This is a genomic window from Peterkaempfera podocarpi (assembly GCF_042466665.1).
Classification (GTDB): Bacteria; Actinomycetota; Actinomycetes; order Streptomycetales; family Streptomycetaceae; genus Peterkaempfera; species Peterkaempfera podocarpi.
This window is the reverse complement of record NZ_CP162102.1, coordinates 2,113,424-2,128,350: the sequence shown is the minus strand read 5'-3', so window position 1 is coordinate 2,128,350 and position 14,927 is coordinate 2,113,424. Positions and strand designations below refer to the sequence as shown.

Sequence of the window (14,927 nt, the reverse complement as noted above, 5' to 3'; positions counted from 1 at the left end):
GGTCAGCTGAGGGTGAGCAGATGCTCGACGAGGGTGATCAGCGCATCGGTGGCGGACGTCCGGTCACGGGCGTCGCAGACCACCATCGGGGTCTCGGGCAGCAGGTCCAGCGCCTTGCGCAGCCGCTCCTCGTCGTACGAGGGGGCGTCCGGGAAGTCGTTGACGGCCACCGCGTACGGCAGCCCGGCCTCCTCCAGCCGGTCGATGACGTCGAAGGACTGGTCCAGCCGGCGGGTGTCGGCCAGCACCAGGGCGCCCAGCGCGCCGTAGGTGAGGTCGTGCCACAACTGCTGGAAGCGCGCCTGGCCCGGGGCGCCGAAGAGGAAGAGGACCAGATGGTCGTTGAGGGTGAGGCGGCCGAAGTCCATGGCGACCGTGGTGGTCGTCTTGTCCTTGATCCCCGCGAGGTCGTCGACGGCCGCGCCGGCCTGCGTCATGGTCTCCTCGGTACGCAGCGGCCGGATCTCGGAGAGGGTGCCCACCAGGGTCGTCTTGCCGACGCCGAAGGGCCCCGCCACCACGATCTTGACGGCCCGCTGCACCGATGCGGGCAGATAGCGGGTGTCACCGGAGGGCGCGGAGTCCACGGAGTACCTCCTCCACAAGGTCGCGGTCCGGGCGCTCCGCCCGGGGGATGGGGGAGCGGGTGCTCAGTAAGCCCTCGTCGACCAGGTCGGCGATCAGCACCTTGCAGATGCCGACCGGCAGGGTCAGGTGCGCCGAGATCTCGGCGACCGAGAGCGCGCCGCCCCGGCAGAGCCCCAGCAGCGCCTGCTTCTCCGGGCTGAGCAGCCCCGCGGGCCGGCTCCCGGTGACCCGGACCAAGGTGACCAGGTCCAGGGTGTTCCGACTGGGCACGGCCCGGCCGTCGGTGACCACATACGGCCTCACCAGCGCGCTGTCCCGACGGCGGGCGGTCATCCGCGGCCGTCCTCGCCGAGGCGGTCGGGGCTGGCCATGGCCTTCCCCAGGCGGTCCACCAGCTGCTGCATCCGGAAGCTGCACGCCTCCAGGTCGACCCGGTCGGTGGCCGAGACCGCCAGATAGGAGCCCTCACCGGCGGCGATGACCAGGACGAAGGCGTCGTCGAACTCGATCAGGGTCTGCCGCCACGGCGGGACCGGCCCGTTGTCGGCATAGCCGCAGAAGCCCGCGGTGTTGCGGCTGATGGAGACCACTCCGCACAGCGCAGCGGCCTGGCGCTCGGCCTCGTCGCGGGAGATCCCCTGGGAGCGGGCCCGCAGCAGACCGTCCCGGGTCAGCAGGATCGCGTGCAGGGCCTCGGGCATGCCGAGCGCCTCGTCGAGCATCCAGTCGAGTGTGCCGTCATAGTTCATCGCTGCGGCTGCCTTTCGCCCTGCGACGGGCCTTCGGTGGTGTCTGCGGGGGGTGTGGCGCGGCCGGCCCTGGTGCCCCGCTGGAAGGCGCCGAGCGTGGCGGCGTCCTCCTTGGCGGGACGCGGCTCCGGCGCCTGCGGGGCGCGGGGCGCGTCGGCACGGGCGTGCTCGGCGGCGGGCTGCCGGCGGCGGCGCTGCGGCAGGTCGTCCAGGGGGCCTTCCGGGGCGTCGGCCCGGGCTGCGGGCGCCGGGGCCGGAGCCTGGGCCGGGGGTGACACCGGGGCCGCCTGCGGGGCGGGGACGGGCGCGGGGGCAACGGCCGGCGCGGGCGCGGGCGCGGGCGCCGGGGCCGGGGCCGGCTGGGGCTGGTGCGCGGGCTGGGGTGCCGCGGTGCGGGGTGGGGTCACAGTGGGGGCGTTCCGCTCGATCGGAGTGAGCAGGGCGCTGGGCAGGAAGACCACCGCGCGCAGACCGCCGAACGGTGACGCCGAATCGGCGAATGCCCGGAACCCGTATCGGGAGGCCAGCCGGCCGACCACCGCATGGCCGAAGGCCGGGGGGTCGCCGAGCCGGGTGACGTCCACCGCCTGCTCACCGGAGAGCAGCGCGGAGGCCTGTCTGATCTCCTCCTCCAGCATGCCGACGCCGCAGTCGTCGATGACGATCGAGACACCGTTGTGGGCGGACTGGATGGAGACCTCGATCGGGGTGTCCGGCTGGGAGTGCCGTGCGGCGTTGTCCAGCAGCTCGGCGACGGCCAGTACGGCCGGTTCCACCGCTCGGCTCACCACCGCCAGCTCGACCTGGCCGCGGATCTGCACCCGCTGGTAGTCGCGGATCCGGGAGGTGGCGCCGCGGACCACGGCCAGCACCGGGGAGGAGACCCGCTGCCGTCCGGGCCAGGAGCCGGAGAGCACCGCGATGGCCTGGGCACGCCGGCCGATCTGCGCGTTCATGTGGTCGATCTCCAGCAGGCCCTGGAGCACCTCGGGATCGTCGTGCCGGTCCTGCATGGCCGAGATGGCCAGCTGCTGCTCATTGGCGAGGCCCTGCAGCGCCTTCATCGCGGACGCCAGCGAGGCGCGCGAGGCCCGGTCGGCACGGGACTGCGCGGTCTCCACGAAGCCGCCGAACGCCGCGGCGGCGGCGTGCAGGTTCCGACCGAAGGGGGAGCCCTCGAGGCCGGCGTCCAGCAGCCCGGGGATCGGCACATTGCGGCTGTACACCGCATCGGTGACGGCCGGAAGCCGTACCTCGACCAGGTGCCGGGCCTCCTCGTCCCGTGCTCGGAGGTTGCGCTCCAGGGTCGCGGTGCGTCTGCGTGCGGCGGTGGCGGAGCGCCACAGGCGCAGTGCGCCCACGGCAGCAGCCAGCAGGCAGACGACCAGACACCAGAACACCGTTTCGGAAGTTTGAAACGCCATCAGTTCCTCGTGGCACGGGTTTCATTGGCCCGCACAAGCTGACGTGTCGTCAACTTCCCCCCGTGCGTGGCGACTCGGCGCCGCCGCGCGACAGAGTAGCGATCTCTGCCGTGCACGTCGCGTGTCCATGACGAGAATTCGACGGAGCGGCGGAAACTCGCCCCTGGCGTTTGAAGGTTGTGGGAGCGCTCCCGCCCAGGTGCCGGGATCGGGCGGATGGGTTCGAGAAATGAAGGCATGCGGTTAACTTGACGCGCTCGCGACAGTACTGGCTTCATATCTACCAAATCCGACCAACCACGCGACTGTGAGAAGTGGAGGCCGGACCCGCCCCTGGGTCCGCGCTCCTCCGTCGTTCTGGGCGTCGATGGGCCCTGGTGACTGGGAGCGCTCCCATATCGCTCGCGAATCCGCGGGCGACCGAGCACCTCCCCGGTCCGCACAGGCAAGCCCCCACCCAGGCTTACGAGAGGAAGCGGAACGCCCCATGACCAGCACCCCATCGAACCACCGCGTCCGGTCCCGCGCCCGGATCCGTACCGCCGCGGCCGCAGGGGCCTCGGTCCTGCTCGCCGTCGGCGCCGCGCTGCTGCCCCTGCCGAACGCCGAGGCCGCCGCCACGGTCGGCTGCAAGGTCGACTACACCGTCAACCAGTGGTCCGGCGGATACACGGCGCAGATCAAGGTCACCAACCTCGGAGCGGCGGTCAGCAGCTGGAAGCTGACCTGGACCTACGGCGCCGACGAGCACATCACCTCCGCCTGGAACTCGACCGTCACCCAGTCCGGCAAGGCCGTCACCGCCACCAACGTCGCCTGGAACGGCAGCCTCGCCACCGGCGGCAGCGCGGACTTCGGCGTCCAGGGCACCTGGGCGATCGCCGACCCGCCGCCCGCGGACTTCGCCCTCAACGGCACCACCTGCAACGGAGCCACCACCGGCCCGACCCCGACCACCACCCCGCCCACCAGCCCCACCACCCCGCCCACCTCCACTCCGCCCACCTCGACCCCGCCCACCACCCCGCCGCCGACCGCCCCCACCACCCCGCCGCCGTCCGCCGGCTGCGGCACCGCGGTGGTCTGCTCGGGCTTCGAGGACCAGACGGGTACCGTCCCCACCGGCGACTGGCAGGTCGTCACCCCCGACTGTCAGGGCTCGGGCACCGCAGCCATCGACACCTCGGTGGCCTACAGCGGAACCCGCTCCCTGCGGATCGACGGCCACGCCGGGTACTGCAACCACGTCTTCGTCGGCACCACCAAGGACGTCTCCTCGATCGGCCCGGTGCTGTACGCGCGGATGCGGGTCCGGCACACCACCGCACTGCCGTCCGCCCATGTCACCTCGATCACCATGGCGGACGCCAACGACGGCGGCAAGGATCTGCGGATCGGCGGCCAGAACAACGCCCTCCAGTGGAACCGGCAGTCCGACGACGCGACCCTCCCGGTGCAGAGCCCCGCGGGAGTCGCCCAGTCCACCCCGCTGCCGACCGGGCGCTGGGTCTGCCTGCGCTTCCAGATCGACACCACCAAGCAGTCCATGAGCACCTATCTCGACGACACCGAGGTACCGGGGCTGCATCTCGACGGCACTCCCACCCAGGACATCGACAACCAGTGGCTGAGCCGCACCACGGCGCCCCGGCCCACCACCTTCCGCCTCGGCTGGGAGAGCTACGGCAGCGGGGACGACACCCTCTGGTTCGACGACGTCGCGGTCGGCTCCCAGCCCATCGGCTGCTGACCTGCTGACCTGGACGCACCCGGCGCCCCGATGTCGGTGACATCGGGGCGCCGACGGCGCAGGATGACCTCGGAACACCGACGAGGAGAGGGAGCACCCGTGGCCGACAACACCCCTGACACCGCTGTGGCAGTCCTCGGCACCGGCATCATGGGCGCGGCCATGGCCCGCAACCTGGCCCGCGCGGGGCTGCAGGTGCGGGTGTGGAACCGCACCCGGGCCAAGGCCCAGCCGCTGGCGGCCGACGGCGCAAGGGTCGCGGACACCCCGGCCGAGGCGGTCCACGGGGCCGATGTGGTCCTTACCATGCTGTACGACGGCCATGCCGCGCTCCAGGCCATGGGCCAGGCCGCACCGGCGCTGCGGCCCGGCGCGGTGTGGGCCCAGTGCTCCACCGCCGGGCTGGAGGCCCAGCCGGTGCTGGCCGCGTTCGCCACCGAGCACGGCCTGCGCTATGTCGACGCACCCGTCCTCGGCACCCGGCAACCCGCGGAGAGCGGTCAGTTGCTGGTCCTGGCGGCAGGACCGGCGGACACCCGGGCCGTACTGGCACCGGTCTTCGACGCCGTCGGCAGCAGGACCGCCTGGGTGGGCGAGGACGGGGCGGCCGGCGCCGCCACCCGGCTCAAGCTGGTCTGCAACAGCTGGGTGCTCACCGTCACCCATGGCACCGCCGAGGCGCTGGCCCTCGCCCAGGCCCTGGACGTCGACCCGCACGCGTTCCTGGACGCGATCGCCGGCGGCCCGCTGGACATGGGCTATCTCCGGGCCAAGGCCGCCGCCATCATGGCCGGGGACTACAGCCCCAACTTCGCCACCGCCACCGCGGAGAAGGACGCCCGGCTGATCGTCGAGGCCGGCCGGCAGGCCGGCATCGCCCTGGACGTCGCCGCGGCCGGTGCCGAACGGTTCCGCCGGGCAGCCGCGCAGGGGCACGCCGACGACGACATGGCCGCCACCTACTTCGCCTCCTTCGCCGGCTGAGCGCGGTGGGCCGGCCGGTCAGCCGTGCCGGCCGAGCAGCCGTTGCTCCTCCTCGGGGGAGAACCCGCGGCTCAGCGGCGGCTCCCCCGCTCGCGGTCCCAGGCCAGCACATCGGCGGCGGTGACCTCCAGCGGGGTCGCGGGCAGACCGGCCGCCCGGGCGCGGGCCGGACTCCGCTGCTGGGTGACACGGTCCGCCCGGACCAGCGGGAAGCGCGGCGCCGTCCCGGGCGGCACCGGCACGATCTCCACCCGGCTGCCCGCCGCCCGGGCGCAGCTCTCGATCAGCCCGCCCAGGGTGGTCGGCTCCGCCGGGCCGACGGCATGGAAGGCGCCGGGCCGGTCGTCCGCCAGCAGCTGCACCACCAGACGGGCAACATCGCGGGAGTCCACCACCTGCACCGGCTGCTCCGGATCGCCGGGCAGTGCGACCCGTCCGCCGCGTGCGGCCCGGCGCACCCAGTAGGTGAAGAGGTCCGAGCCGTCGTGCGGCCCGACCACCTGGCCGGGGCGCACAACGGTGGCCCGGTCGCCGTAACGGGCCGTCACATCGTCCTCGCAGGCCGCCTTGGACGGACCGTAGGTGGCGTCGTCCAGGTCCTGGACCTGCCGCACATGGCGCACCGGGGCCAGTCGCGGGGTGTCCTCGTCGGCGCCCGGCCGTACGCCCTCCCGGGCGTAGACCGCGTTGCTGGAGATGAAGAGGTAGCGGCCGACCCGGTCGCCCAGCGCGTCCATGGCCTGCCCGACCTGGCGCGGGAGATAGCCGCTGACGTCCACCACGGCGTCCCAGCTCCCGGCTCGCAGTGCGTCGTAGTCGCCGGTGTCGCGGTCGCCGATGAGCCTCGGTACGTCCGGGAAGAGGCCGGTGCCGGTCCTGCCGCGGCTGAAGAGCGTCGGTTCGGCGCCGGCGCGCAGGGCGTCCTCCACGATCGCCCGGCCGACAAAGGAGGTACCGCCCAGTACGAGGATGCGCATGGCACCCGATGCTAGGGCTTGTCCGACCATTCGCGCCTGGCACGCCCTGGCCCAAAGGGGCCGGGCTCCGGACGGCAGCCGGAGCGGATACGGGAGGTGACGTGGCGTCGGCAGGGGGTTGGTCGGGGAGGCTGCCCGGGCGGCGGGGTGTGCGCGTTGCGGCCCGGCTCGGTGTGCGTCGCGGCAGGGTGAGGTGACGTCCTTGTGCCGTCCGGCGCGGGGCGTGGACCGTCCGGGGCCTGTGCGGGGGTATGTCCGATCTCCATTATGGCACTCCAGCTTGCATGCAGTGCCAATAAGCTGTTGAGACGTCATGTCAGCAGCGTGCACGTGCAACTGCACGCCCCTAGGCAGTATGCAAGGGGGTCCGGTAGCTTGCCCTGCCACCGCCGGTCGGTTCGGCGGTGCAACGGGTGAGGGAGAGTGGCACGGTGCGCGACTTCAGCGTCCCGCCCTTGGTGGAGCCCCCGCGGAGCGGGGGGCTGGCCGACACGGTCTACCAGGTGGCGGCACAGGAACCGCAACGGATCCAACTGGCGAGGCGGGCACCCGGGGCCGCCGGCTGGTCGGAGGTGACCGCGGCCGCCTTCCGCGACGAGGTGACGGCCCTCGCCAAGGGGCTGCTGGCGAGCGGCGTCCGGTTCGGCGACCGGGTCGGCATCATGGCGCGCACCCGCTATGAGTGGACCCAGTTCAGCTATGCCCTCTGGTCGATCGGCGCGCAGGTGGTGCCCATCTACCCCACCTCCTCGTCGGAGCAGGTCAGCTGGATCCTGGCAGACTCCCGTGCGGTCGCCTGCGTGGTGGAGCACGAGGACGACGCCATGACCGTCGGCGCCGCCTGCGACGGGCTGCCCACCCTCAAGCGCATCTGGCAGCTGGACGGCGGCTGTGTACGGCAGCTGTCCCGGCTCGGCCGGGACATCCCGGACGAGACCGTGCACAGCCACCGTGCAGCCGTCGACCCCAACTCGCCCGCCGCGATCACCTATACCTCCGGCACCACCGGGCGGCCCAAGGGCTGTGTGGTCACCCATGCCAACTTCGCCGTGGAGTGCGACACCCTCCAGGCCGGCTGGGGCGCACTGGCCGCCGCACCGGGCGAGCAGCCGGCCATCCTGGTGTTCCTGCCGCTGGCCCATGTCTACGGCCTGATGGTGCAGGTCTACTGCCTCCGCGCGGGGGTGCGGCTCGGCCACCAGCCGGAGATCACCACCGGGGAGCTGCTGCCCGCGCTGGCGTCCTTCCGGCCCACCTTCCTCTTCGCCGTGCCCTATGTCTTCGAGAAGATCGTCTCCCGGGCGCGGCTCAGCGCCGCGGATGCCGGCCGGACGGAGGCCTTCGACAAGGCCATGGACGTGGCGGTGCGCTTCGCCGAGGCCCAGGAGGCGCGCCGGGAACGCAGCGGACCGGGGCCCAGCCCCGCCCTGCGGCTGCGGCACCGCATGTACGACCGCCTGATCTACCGCAGACTGCGCGCGGTGCTGGGCGGCCGGGTGCGCCATGCGGTCTCCGGTGGCTCCGCGCTCAGCCGCACGCTGGGGCTGCTCTTCGCGGGCATCGGCATCACCGTCTACGACGGCTACGGGCTGACGGAGACCACCGGCGCCGTCACCGGGCAGCCGCTGGGCCGTACCAAGTTCGGCACCGTCGGCCGTCCGCTGCCCGGCTCCGCCGTGCACATCGCCCCCGACGGTGAGATCTGGGTGCGCGGCGGCACCGTCTTCGCGGGCTACCTCAATGATCCGCAGGGCACCGCGGAGGTGCTCAGGGACGGCTGGTTCGCCACCGGTGACCTGGGGTCCCTGGACCAGGACGGCTATCTCTCCATCACCGGCCGCAAGAAGGACGTCATCATCACCAGCGGCGGCAAGAGTGTCGCCCCGGCGGTGCTGGAGGAGCGGGTGCGGGCGCATCCGCTGATCTCCCAGTGCCTGCTGGTGGGGGACAACCGGCCCTATGTGGCGGCGCTGATCACCCTGGACCCGGAGGCGCTGGTGCACTGGCAGCGGGTGCACCAGAAGCAGGCCGACGCGGGCTGGGGGGCGGTGTCCGACACGGATCTGCAGGAGGAGATCCAGCGGGTGGTGGTGACCGCCAACACCGCCGTGTCCCGGGCGGAGTCCATTCGTGCCTTCCGCATCCTGCCCGTGGAGTTCAGCGTGGGCCAGGGACTGCTCACGCCGTCGCTCAAACTGCGCCGCCGGGCGATCGTCAAGGCGTACGCCGCGGACATCGACGAGCTGTACGCGGGGTGACACCCCGCCCCGCCGGACGGGACGACCGCGTCCCGTCCGGCGGGGTGTCCCCGCTGTGGCGGGTAGCGGTCAGCCGCGGGCCGGTTCCACCGTGACGTCCGCGCGGGAGTCGTAGAAGCAGACCAGCCCGGCGATGGCCGCGCTCTCCCGCAGCGGGGTCGGATAGGTCCAGGCGACATCCGTGTGCAGCCGGCCGTCGATCCGCGCCGAGAGATGCTCCGCGCGGCCCTTGTACGGGCAGCGGCTCACCGTCTCGCCCGGCTCCAGCAGGTCCAGCCGCACATCGGTCTTCGGCAGGTAGAACCGCGGCGGCAGCCCGGTCTCGAAGAGCACCCGGGGGCTGCTGCTCTCGGCCACCGTCACGCCCTCGATCTCCACCCGCACCGACCGGGACGAGGACAGGATGTCGATCCGGGTGTAGGGGCTGCGCGGGTGGACGAAGACCTCCTCGTCCTCCTCGAACCAGGCGTCCATGGCGTCCCAGTCCAGTCGCACCAGGTCGCGCAGCTGCGCCACCGGGGAGTCGGGGTAGCGCACCGCGGCGCCCTGCGCGGTGCGGCCGCCGGACCGTACATCGAACAGCTGCCCCTCACCGAGCGCGGGGGAGTGTCTGGTGCGGCCGGTGGGCTCCAGATCCGCCCGGAGATCGGCCGCGGGGAGGTAGTAGGCCGGGTAGTACGGGATCTCCCACACCAGGGCCGGCCGGACGGTGTCGACGACCGGGAGGCCGCCCAGGAAGGCGCGGATCCGCTTGCTGCCTGCCTCGACGCGAGGGTGCTGCTCCGCAGGTTCGGTAGCCATGGCCGTACAACGCGGACGGCGGGCGCCGGATTCCGTACCGGCCCCCGGAGCCGGCCGTGCGCGGTCGGGCGGGGCCGGGTCACTCGGTCTGCGGCACCGCGCTGGTCCAGGCCCAGCCGTCGTCGTCCTCGGGGACGGCGGGTGCGGTGTCGGTGCCGGGCTCGTCGGGGTCGCCAGTGCTGATCTCAGGGTCCATGACCGGGCAACGCCGCAGGTGGGGAGGGGGTCACGGCCGGGCTGCCGCGGTACGGCCGTCCGGGTGCCGGGGCTGGATCTGAAGGCCCGTCAGCAACTTCACATACCGATCGGTATTGTCAATGCCTCCGGACTGTGTCAGGCTCCGGATGCGGGCGGGGGTCCCCCCGTCTCCCGCCCGCACCAGAGCCGGAGCGCCGTCAGCGGCTCGCGCCCGCGGTGTGCAGCACCGCCGCCGCGAGCCGGTCGGCGCTCCTGTACGAGCTCTCCTCCGCAGGCTTCCGGACGGCAGCACGACATGGCTGGCCGTCAGCCGCACCGACATCCCCGCAGCCCCGCCGACAGCCTCCGCCGCAGCCTTGCGCAGTCGGCCCCGGGCGGTCGGCGCGAGCCGGTGGGTGAGCGGCGTCCCGGGTGGCCCGCAGACCCCTCGCGCATCTCCGTACGGAACACCGCGCGGCTGATCCGGCGCCCACCCGTACAGTCAGGCAGAGGGCTCCGGCGCCGTCCGGTGACACGATCGGTTCCGGCAGCCGCAGGGCGCGAAGCCGCCCTCCGGCGGTTCCGCGCCCTGCGGCACGGCGGGTCAGCTCTGCTGGGTGGCCCAGAACTCGTCCCAGGAGATCAGGCCGTCGCCGTTGCTGTCGGCAGCCTTGATGACGCTCTTGGCGAGCTCCTCGGTGACGTAGTGGTTGCCGAGAGCCGCCATGGTGCTCTTGTACTCGGCAGCCGAGATCTGTCCGTCGCCGTTGACGTCGAACCGCTCGAACGCCGCCTTGGCCGCCTCGATGTCCGCCATGGGGGTGCCCCTCCTCGTTCACAGTTGTGGTGCAGCGGCACGCTAGCAGGAGGGCGCTGCCGCTCCCCAGTGACCACCTGCGGCCGCCCTCTTCCGCCAGAGGCCGAAGGGGGCGAGTCATCGCCCGGAAATGGGTAGGAGAGCGGCGGTGCCGGGCAGTGGACGGCGGGTCAGGCGCCGTGGGTACGGTGTCTGGGTGCGCCGCCGGGCGCTGGAGGTGCGGAAGTGTGAGCGAGGGCACACTGCGTAGCGAGGAACCGGCAGATCCGGAGTTCGATCATCCGGCTCTGCTCTACCAGGGGCTGGACGCCTATCTGGACGGCGTCGGCAGCTTTGTCCGCGCGGGCCTGGAGGCCGGTGAACCGGTGCTGGTCGCCGTCCCGCGACCGCGCCTGGGACCGCTGCGCGAGCGGCTAGGCGACACCGCCGGCGCGGTCGACTTCGCCGACATGGCCGAGCTGGGCCGCAATCCGGGCCGGATCCTCGCCGCGCTGCGTGAGTTCGCCGACCGCCACACCACCGGCCGCAGCCGACTGGTCGGCGAGCCGATCTGGCCGCAGCGCTCACCCGCCGAGGTGCGGGAGGCCACCCGTCACGAGGCGCTGATCAACCTGGCCTTCCGGCGGCGCCCGGTCTCCATCCTCTGTCCCTATGACACCGCGGGCCTGGCGCCCCGGGTCGTCGAGGACGCCCGTCGCACCCATCCCACGATGCTCCAGGGAGGCAAGCGCTGCACCTCGGTCGGCTACACCGCCCCCGCGCAGGTGTGCGCCGACTGCGACACGGCGCTGCCGCAACCGCAGCGCTTCCAGCGGCTGGGCTTCACCGCCGGGGAACTGGCGGCCGTCCGCGGCTGGCTGGACCACCGGCTGGCGGCGAGCGGACTGGACCGCGGTCGCCGCCGTGACCTGGTGCTGGCGGTCGGCGAGGCCACCGGGAACTCGGTGGCCCACGGGGGAGGCGGCGGAGAGCTGCGGGTCTGGTCCGAGGGCGGTGCCGTGGTGGCGGAGGTACGGGACTCCGGCCGGCTGGGCGACCTGCTGGCCGGACGCCGGCGGCCGGGGCTGGCCTCCGCGGAGGGCGGCCGCGGCCTGTGGATGATCCACCAGCTCTGCGACCTGGTCGAGGTGCGTGCCGGCCATGACGGGCTGGTGCTGCGGATGCACATGGACATCGGCCCGGCCGCAGCGCGGAGTTAGGGCCGTTCCGAGCGGTCCGTGCCGTGCGCGGGGGCCGGGCGCCGCCGGGCCGGTACGCCGTGCCGAACGGCTCCGCCGCTGCTCAGCGGGTGGCCAGTCCATTGCGGAGCAGCGTCCACACCGCCTCCAAGTCCTCCTCGATCCGCGGCCCGGACCACTGGGCGGCATGGCATGGATCGTGGAAACGGGAGGTGGCCTGGAAGAAGGCCCGGGCGGCGGTGGCCGGATCGTCGGCGGCGAAGATGCCCTGGGCCACACCGTCGGCGATGATCGCGGTCAGCTGCTCGACCAGGGTCTCCAGATGCCGCTCCACCACCTCGCTGGTCTGGCCGATCAGCGTGGTGTAGGTGGCGAACAGCTCGGGGTCGTCCAGCGCCTTGTGCTGCTTGGCCTCAAAGAGCGTCCTCAGCCAGCGGTGCAGCCGTTCGTCCGCCGGACCGGCATCGGCGGCGATGCCCGCCAGCGAGGTATGGGCCCGGTCCAGCCACCGCTCGGTGACGGCCTCGCGCAGCGCGGCCTTGCTGGAGAAGTGGCGGTAGACGCTGCCGTGACTGACCCCGAGCGTCCGGGCGACATCCACGACGGTGGCCTTGGCCGGGCCGTACCGCCGCAGCACGTCCTCGGTCGCCCGGAGGATCCGCTCGGGGGTCAGTGCACTCTCCGTCACGGGTGGGGCCGTCCTCAGTGGTCGCGGTGGGGTCCGGACTCGCTGTCCAGATGGGCCATCTGCTGGGCAGCGTACCGGTCGCCGGCGGCGGCCCCGGCGGGCACCGCCTCCTCGATCCGGGCCAGGTCGCGGTCGGAGAGCCGCAGGTCGAGCGCCCCGAGCGCCTCGGCAAGCCGGTCCCGGCGGCGGGCGCCGACCAGCGGGACGATGTCCTCGCCGCGGGAGAGGACCCAGGCGATGGCCGTCTGGGCGACGGTGGCCTGCCGCTCCTCGGCGACCGCGCGCAGGGCGTCCACCAGGGTGAGGTTGTGGGCCAGGTTGTCGCCGCTGAAGCGGGGGCTCATGGCGCGGAAGTCCCCGGGGGCGGTCTCGCGGTCCTTGCTCCAGCGGCCGCTCAGCAGGCCGCGGGAGAGCACTCCGTAGGCGGTGACGCCCCCCCAGTTCACGGGCGGTGGGCAGGATCTCGGTCTCGATGGAGCGGGAGAGCAGCGAGTACTCGATCTGCAGGTCGGAGACGGGATGTACGGCGTGGGCGCGGCGCAGGGTGGCGGCGCTCACCTCGGACAGGCCCAGGTGACGGACGTAGCCGGCCTGGACCAGCTCGGCGATGGCGCCGACCGTCTCCTCGACCGGCACGGCGGGGTCGAGCCGGGCGGGACGGTAGATGTCGACATGGTCGGTGCCCAGCCGGCGCAGTGTGTAGGCCAGGAAGGTCTTCACCGACGCCGGACGGGCGTCGTTGCCCAGCCAGCTGCCGTCCGGGCCGCGCAGGGCGCCGAACTTCACGCTGATGGCGACCTGGTCGCGGTCGCGGCCGCGAAGCGCCTCGCGAATCAGCATCTCGTTGTGGCCCATGCCGTAGAAGTCGCCGGTGTCCAGCAGGGTGACGCCGGCGTCGAGGGCGGCGTGGACGGTGGCGATGGACTCCGTCTCGTCCGCGGGGCCGTAGAGGTCGGACATGCCCATGCAGCCGAGTCCGATGGCGGAGACGGCGGGGCCGGTGGTGCCGAGGGGGCGGGTGATCAAAGTGACTCCTCAGGGGTGGTGACAGAACGAGCATCGCATGACGGGTGACAGATTTCAATATCTGTCACCCGTTATTCGCCGGCGCCGGCGCGCCGCGGGGTGTCGGGGTTCTCCGACCCGTCCGGCCTGATCGCTCTTGCCAGAGGCGTCGGTCACCCGCGAGACTGGGAGCCGACCGAACGGTCAGTAGGGAGGTGGGGTCGATGTCCAGCACCGGTACAGCAGCCGCCGCGGCGACCGCCGCAGCACCCGGAGCCGATGCGCTGCAGCACCGTTTCGAGCAGGTCGTCGAGTCCGAGCAGCGGATCGAGCCGAGGGACTGGATGCCGGACGGCTACCGGGCGACGCTGATCCGGCAGATCGCCCAGCACGCCCACTCGGAGATCATCGGCATGCAGCCGGAGGGCAACTGGCTTACCCGCGCCCCCTCCCTGCGCCGCAAGGCGATCCTGCTGGCCAAGGTGCAGGACGAGGCCGGGCACGGCCTCTACCTCTACTCCGCCGCGGAGACCCTGGGCGTCGACCGCGCAGAGCTCACCGAGAAGCTGATCAGCGGCCGCCAGAAGTACTCCTCGATCTTCAACTACCCCACCCTGACCTTCGCCGACGTCGGGGTGATCGGCTGGCTGGTGGACGGCGCGGCCATCTGCAACCAGGTGCCGCTCTGCCGCTGCTCCTACGGCCCCTACGCCCGCGCGATGGTGCGCATCTGCAAGGAGGAGTCCTTCCACCAGCGGCAGGGCTACGAACTGCTGATGACCCTCTCCCGGGGCACCGAGTCGCAGCGCCGGATGCTGCAGGACGCCGTCGACCGCTGGTGGTGGCCGTCGCTGATGATGTTCGGCCCGCCGGACGCCGACTCGCCCAACACCGCGCAGTCCATGGCCTGGCGGATCAAGCGCCACACCAATGACGAACTGCGCCAGCGCTTCGTCGACATGACGGTCCCTCAGGCCGAACGGCTGGGCGTCACCCTGCCCGATCCCGACCTGGAGTGGAACGAGGAGCGCGGCCACCACGACTTCGGCGAGCCCGACTGGGAGGAGCTCGGCCGGGTCATCCGCGGCCAGGGCCCCTGCAACGCCGAGCGCATCGACCGCCGCCGCAGCGCCCACCAGGAGGGCGCCTGGGTGCGCGAGGCAGCCGCCGCCCACGCCGCCAAGCAGGCCTCCCGAGCCCGCACCACCCCGTCCGCAGGAGGAGCAGCATGAGCGACACCACCGCCCCCCGGGCACAGTGGCCGCTGTACGAGGTCTTCGTCCGCAGCAAGCGGGGCCTCAACCATGTCCACGTCGGCTCGCTGCACGCCGCCGACGAGCGGATGGCCCTGCTCAACGCCCGTGACCTCTACACCCGCCGCAACGAGGGCGTCTCCATCTGGGTGGTCCGCTCGGACGCCATCACCGCCTCCACCCCGGACGAGAAGGACCCCTTCTTCGCCCCCGCCGGCGACAAGGTCTACCGCCACCCCACCTTCTACGACATCCCCGCGGACGTCCCCCACATCTAG

14 protein-coding genes and 1 pseudogene are annotated in these 14,927 nt (G+C 72.7%); 6 read left to right on the top strand and 9 right to left on the bottom strand.

Annotation, left to right across the window (positions count from 1 at the left end; translation table 11 throughout):
- Window positions 1–2 precede the first annotated feature (2 nt).
- Genes AB0761_RS09385 through AB0761_RS09370 form a run of 4 tightly spaced genes read right to left on the bottom strand, consistent with a single transcriptional unit; the run spans window position 3 to window position 2,761 of the window.
- Entirely contained in the window at window positions 3–587 is a 585-nt protein-coding gene (locus tag AB0761_RS09385) for an ATP/GTP-binding protein (protein ID WP_377268506.1), read from the bottom strand.
- On the bottom strand, window positions 565–921 hold the full coding sequence (locus AB0761_RS09380; protein ID WP_377268505.1) for a DUF742 domain-containing protein: 357 nt from the start codon (window positions 919–921) through the stop codon (window positions 565–567). Before AB0761_RS09380 ends, AB0761_RS09385 begins: the two co-directional genes overlap by 23 nt.
- Window positions 918–1,337 (bottom strand): roadblock/LC7 domain-containing protein, encoded by a 420-nt coding sequence (locus tag AB0761_RS09375; protein ID WP_377268504.1) that lies wholly within the window; start codon window positions 1,335–1,337, stop codon window positions 918–920. Before AB0761_RS09375 ends, AB0761_RS09380 begins: the two co-directional genes overlap by 4 nt.
- Entirely contained in the window at window positions 1,334–2,761 is a 1,428-nt protein-coding gene (locus AB0761_RS09370; RefSeq protein ID WP_377268503.1) for an ATP-binding protein, read from the bottom strand. Before AB0761_RS09370 ends, AB0761_RS09375 begins: the two co-directional genes overlap by 4 nt.
- Before the next feature lie 487 nt (window positions 2,762–3,248).
- On the opposite strand from AB0761_RS09370, the gene AB0761_RS09365 reads away from it, so the two are divergent.
- Both AB0761_RS09365 and AB0761_RS09360 read left to right on the top strand, forming a co-directional pair.
- Complete coding sequence (locus AB0761_RS09365) at window positions 3,249–4,511, top strand: cellulose-binding domain-containing protein (RefSeq protein WP_377268502.1); 1,263 nt, start codon at window positions 3,249–3,251, stop codon at window positions 4,509–4,511.
- A gap of 63 nt (window positions 4,512–4,574) precedes the next feature.
- Window positions 4,575–5,495: an NAD(P)-dependent oxidoreductase gene (locus AB0761_RS09360; protein WP_377268501.1), complete on the top strand. Its 921-nt coding sequence runs from the start codon at window positions 4,575–4,577 to the stop codon at window positions 5,493–5,495.
- 71 nt (window positions 5,496–5,566) lie between these two features.
- Here AB0761_RS09360 and AB0761_RS09355 read toward each other — a convergent pair whose 3' ends face one another.
- Window positions 5,567–6,472, bottom strand: a complete 906-nt coding sequence (locus AB0761_RS09355; RefSeq protein ID WP_377268500.1) for an NAD-dependent epimerase/dehydratase family protein — start codon at window positions 6,470–6,472, stop codon at window positions 5,567–5,569.
- Window positions 6,473–6,903: 431 nt separating this feature from the next.
- On the opposite strand from AB0761_RS09355, the gene AB0761_RS09350 reads away from it, so the two are divergent.
- Entirely contained in the window at window positions 6,904–8,730 is a 1,827-nt protein-coding gene (locus AB0761_RS09350; RefSeq protein ID WP_377268499.1) for an AMP-dependent synthetase/ligase, read from the top strand.
- 69 nt (window positions 8,731–8,799) lie between these two features.
- Here AB0761_RS09350 and AB0761_RS09345 read toward each other — a convergent pair whose 3' ends face one another.
- Together AB0761_RS09345 and AB0761_RS09340 are read right to left on the bottom strand one after the other, a co-directional pair.
- Window positions 8,800–9,531 (bottom strand): DUF427 domain-containing protein, encoded by a 732-nt coding sequence (locus AB0761_RS09345; protein WP_377268498.1) that lies wholly within the window; start codon window positions 9,529–9,531, stop codon window positions 8,800–8,802.
- A gap of 781 nt (window positions 9,532–10,312) precedes the next feature.
- Complete coding sequence (locus AB0761_RS09340) at window positions 10,313–10,525, bottom strand: EF-hand domain-containing protein (protein WP_055587490.1); 213 nt, start codon at window positions 10,523–10,525, stop codon at window positions 10,313–10,315.
- A 227-nt stretch (window positions 10,526–10,752) separates the two neighbouring features.
- Here AB0761_RS09340 and AB0761_RS09335 point away from each other — a divergent pair, with 227 nt between their 5' ends.
- The gene (locus tag AB0761_RS09335) at window positions 10,753–11,724 is read left to right on the top strand and encodes an anti-sigma factor RsbA family regulatory protein (protein WP_377268497.1); all 972 of its coding nucleotides are present in this window, start codon (window positions 10,753–10,755) and stop codon (window positions 11,722–11,724) included.
- A gap of 82 nt (window positions 11,725–11,806) precedes the next feature.
- Here AB0761_RS09335 and AB0761_RS09330 read toward each other — a convergent pair whose 3' ends face one another.
- A complete protein-coding gene (locus AB0761_RS09330; RefSeq protein ID WP_377268496.1) occupies window positions 11,807–12,391 on the bottom strand; it encodes a TetR family transcriptional regulator in 585 nt (194 codons plus the stop codon).
- Between the two features lie 14 nt (window positions 12,392–12,405).
- Window positions 12,406–13,417: pseudogene (locus AB0761_RS09325) on the bottom strand (aldo/keto reductase).
- 203 nt (window positions 13,418–13,620) lie between these two features.
- Between AB0761_RS09325 and paaA the strand changes: the two are divergent.
- Window positions 13,621–14,628, top strand: coding sequence for a 1,2-phenylacetyl-CoA epoxidase subunit PaaA (paaA, locus tag AB0761_RS09320; protein WP_377268495.1), 1,008 nt, complete (start codon window positions 13,621–13,623; stop codon window positions 14,626–14,628).
- On the top strand, window positions 14,625–14,927 hold the full coding sequence (gene paaB / locus AB0761_RS09315) for a 1,2-phenylacetyl-CoA epoxidase subunit PaaB (protein ID WP_377268494.1): 303 nt from the start codon (window positions 14,625–14,627) through the stop codon (window positions 14,925–14,927). The genes paaA and paaB overlap by 4 nt, the downstream gene beginning before the upstream one ends.

Excerpts from the sequence above, each read along its gene's own strand:
- AB0761_RS09345 (WP_377268498.1), bottom strand. The coding sequence starts at position 9,531 with ATGGCTACCGAACCTGCGGAGCAGCACCCTCGCGTCGAGGCAGGCAGC.
- AB0761_RS09355 (WP_377268500.1), bottom strand. The coding sequence starts at position 6,472 with ATGCGCATCCTCGTACTGGGCGGTACCTCCTTTGTCGGCCGGGCGATC.
- AB0761_RS09375 (WP_377268504.1), bottom strand. The coding sequence starts at position 1,337 with ATGAACTATGACGGCACACTCGACTGGATGCTCGACGAGGCGCTCGGC.
- paaB (WP_377268494.1), top strand. The coding sequence starts at position 14,625 with ATGAGCGACACCACCGCCCCCCGGGCACAGTGGCCGCTGTACGAGGTC.
- AB0761_RS09360 (WP_377268501.1), top strand. The coding sequence starts at position 4,575 with ATGACCTCGGAACACCGACGAGGAGAGGGAGCACCCGTGGCCGACAAC.
- AB0761_RS09340 (WP_055587490.1), bottom strand. The coding sequence starts at position 10,525 with ATGGCGGACATCGAGGCGGCCAAGGCGGCGTTCGAGCGGTTCGACGTC.
- paaA (WP_377268495.1), top strand. The coding sequence starts at position 13,621 with ATGTCCAGCACCGGTACAGCAGCCGCCGCGGCGACCGCCGCAGCACCC.
- AB0761_RS09370 (WP_377268503.1), bottom strand. The coding sequence starts at position 2,761 with ATGGCGTTTCAAACTTCCGAAACGGTGTTCTGGTGTCTGGTCGTCTGC.
- AB0761_RS09365 (WP_377268502.1), top strand. The coding sequence starts at position 3,249 with ATGACCAGCACCCCATCGAACCACCGCGTCCGGTCCCGCGCCCGGATC.
- AB0761_RS09380 (WP_377268505.1), bottom strand. The coding sequence starts at position 921 with ATGACCGCCCGCCGTCGGGACAGCGCGCTGGTGAGGCCGTATGTGGTC.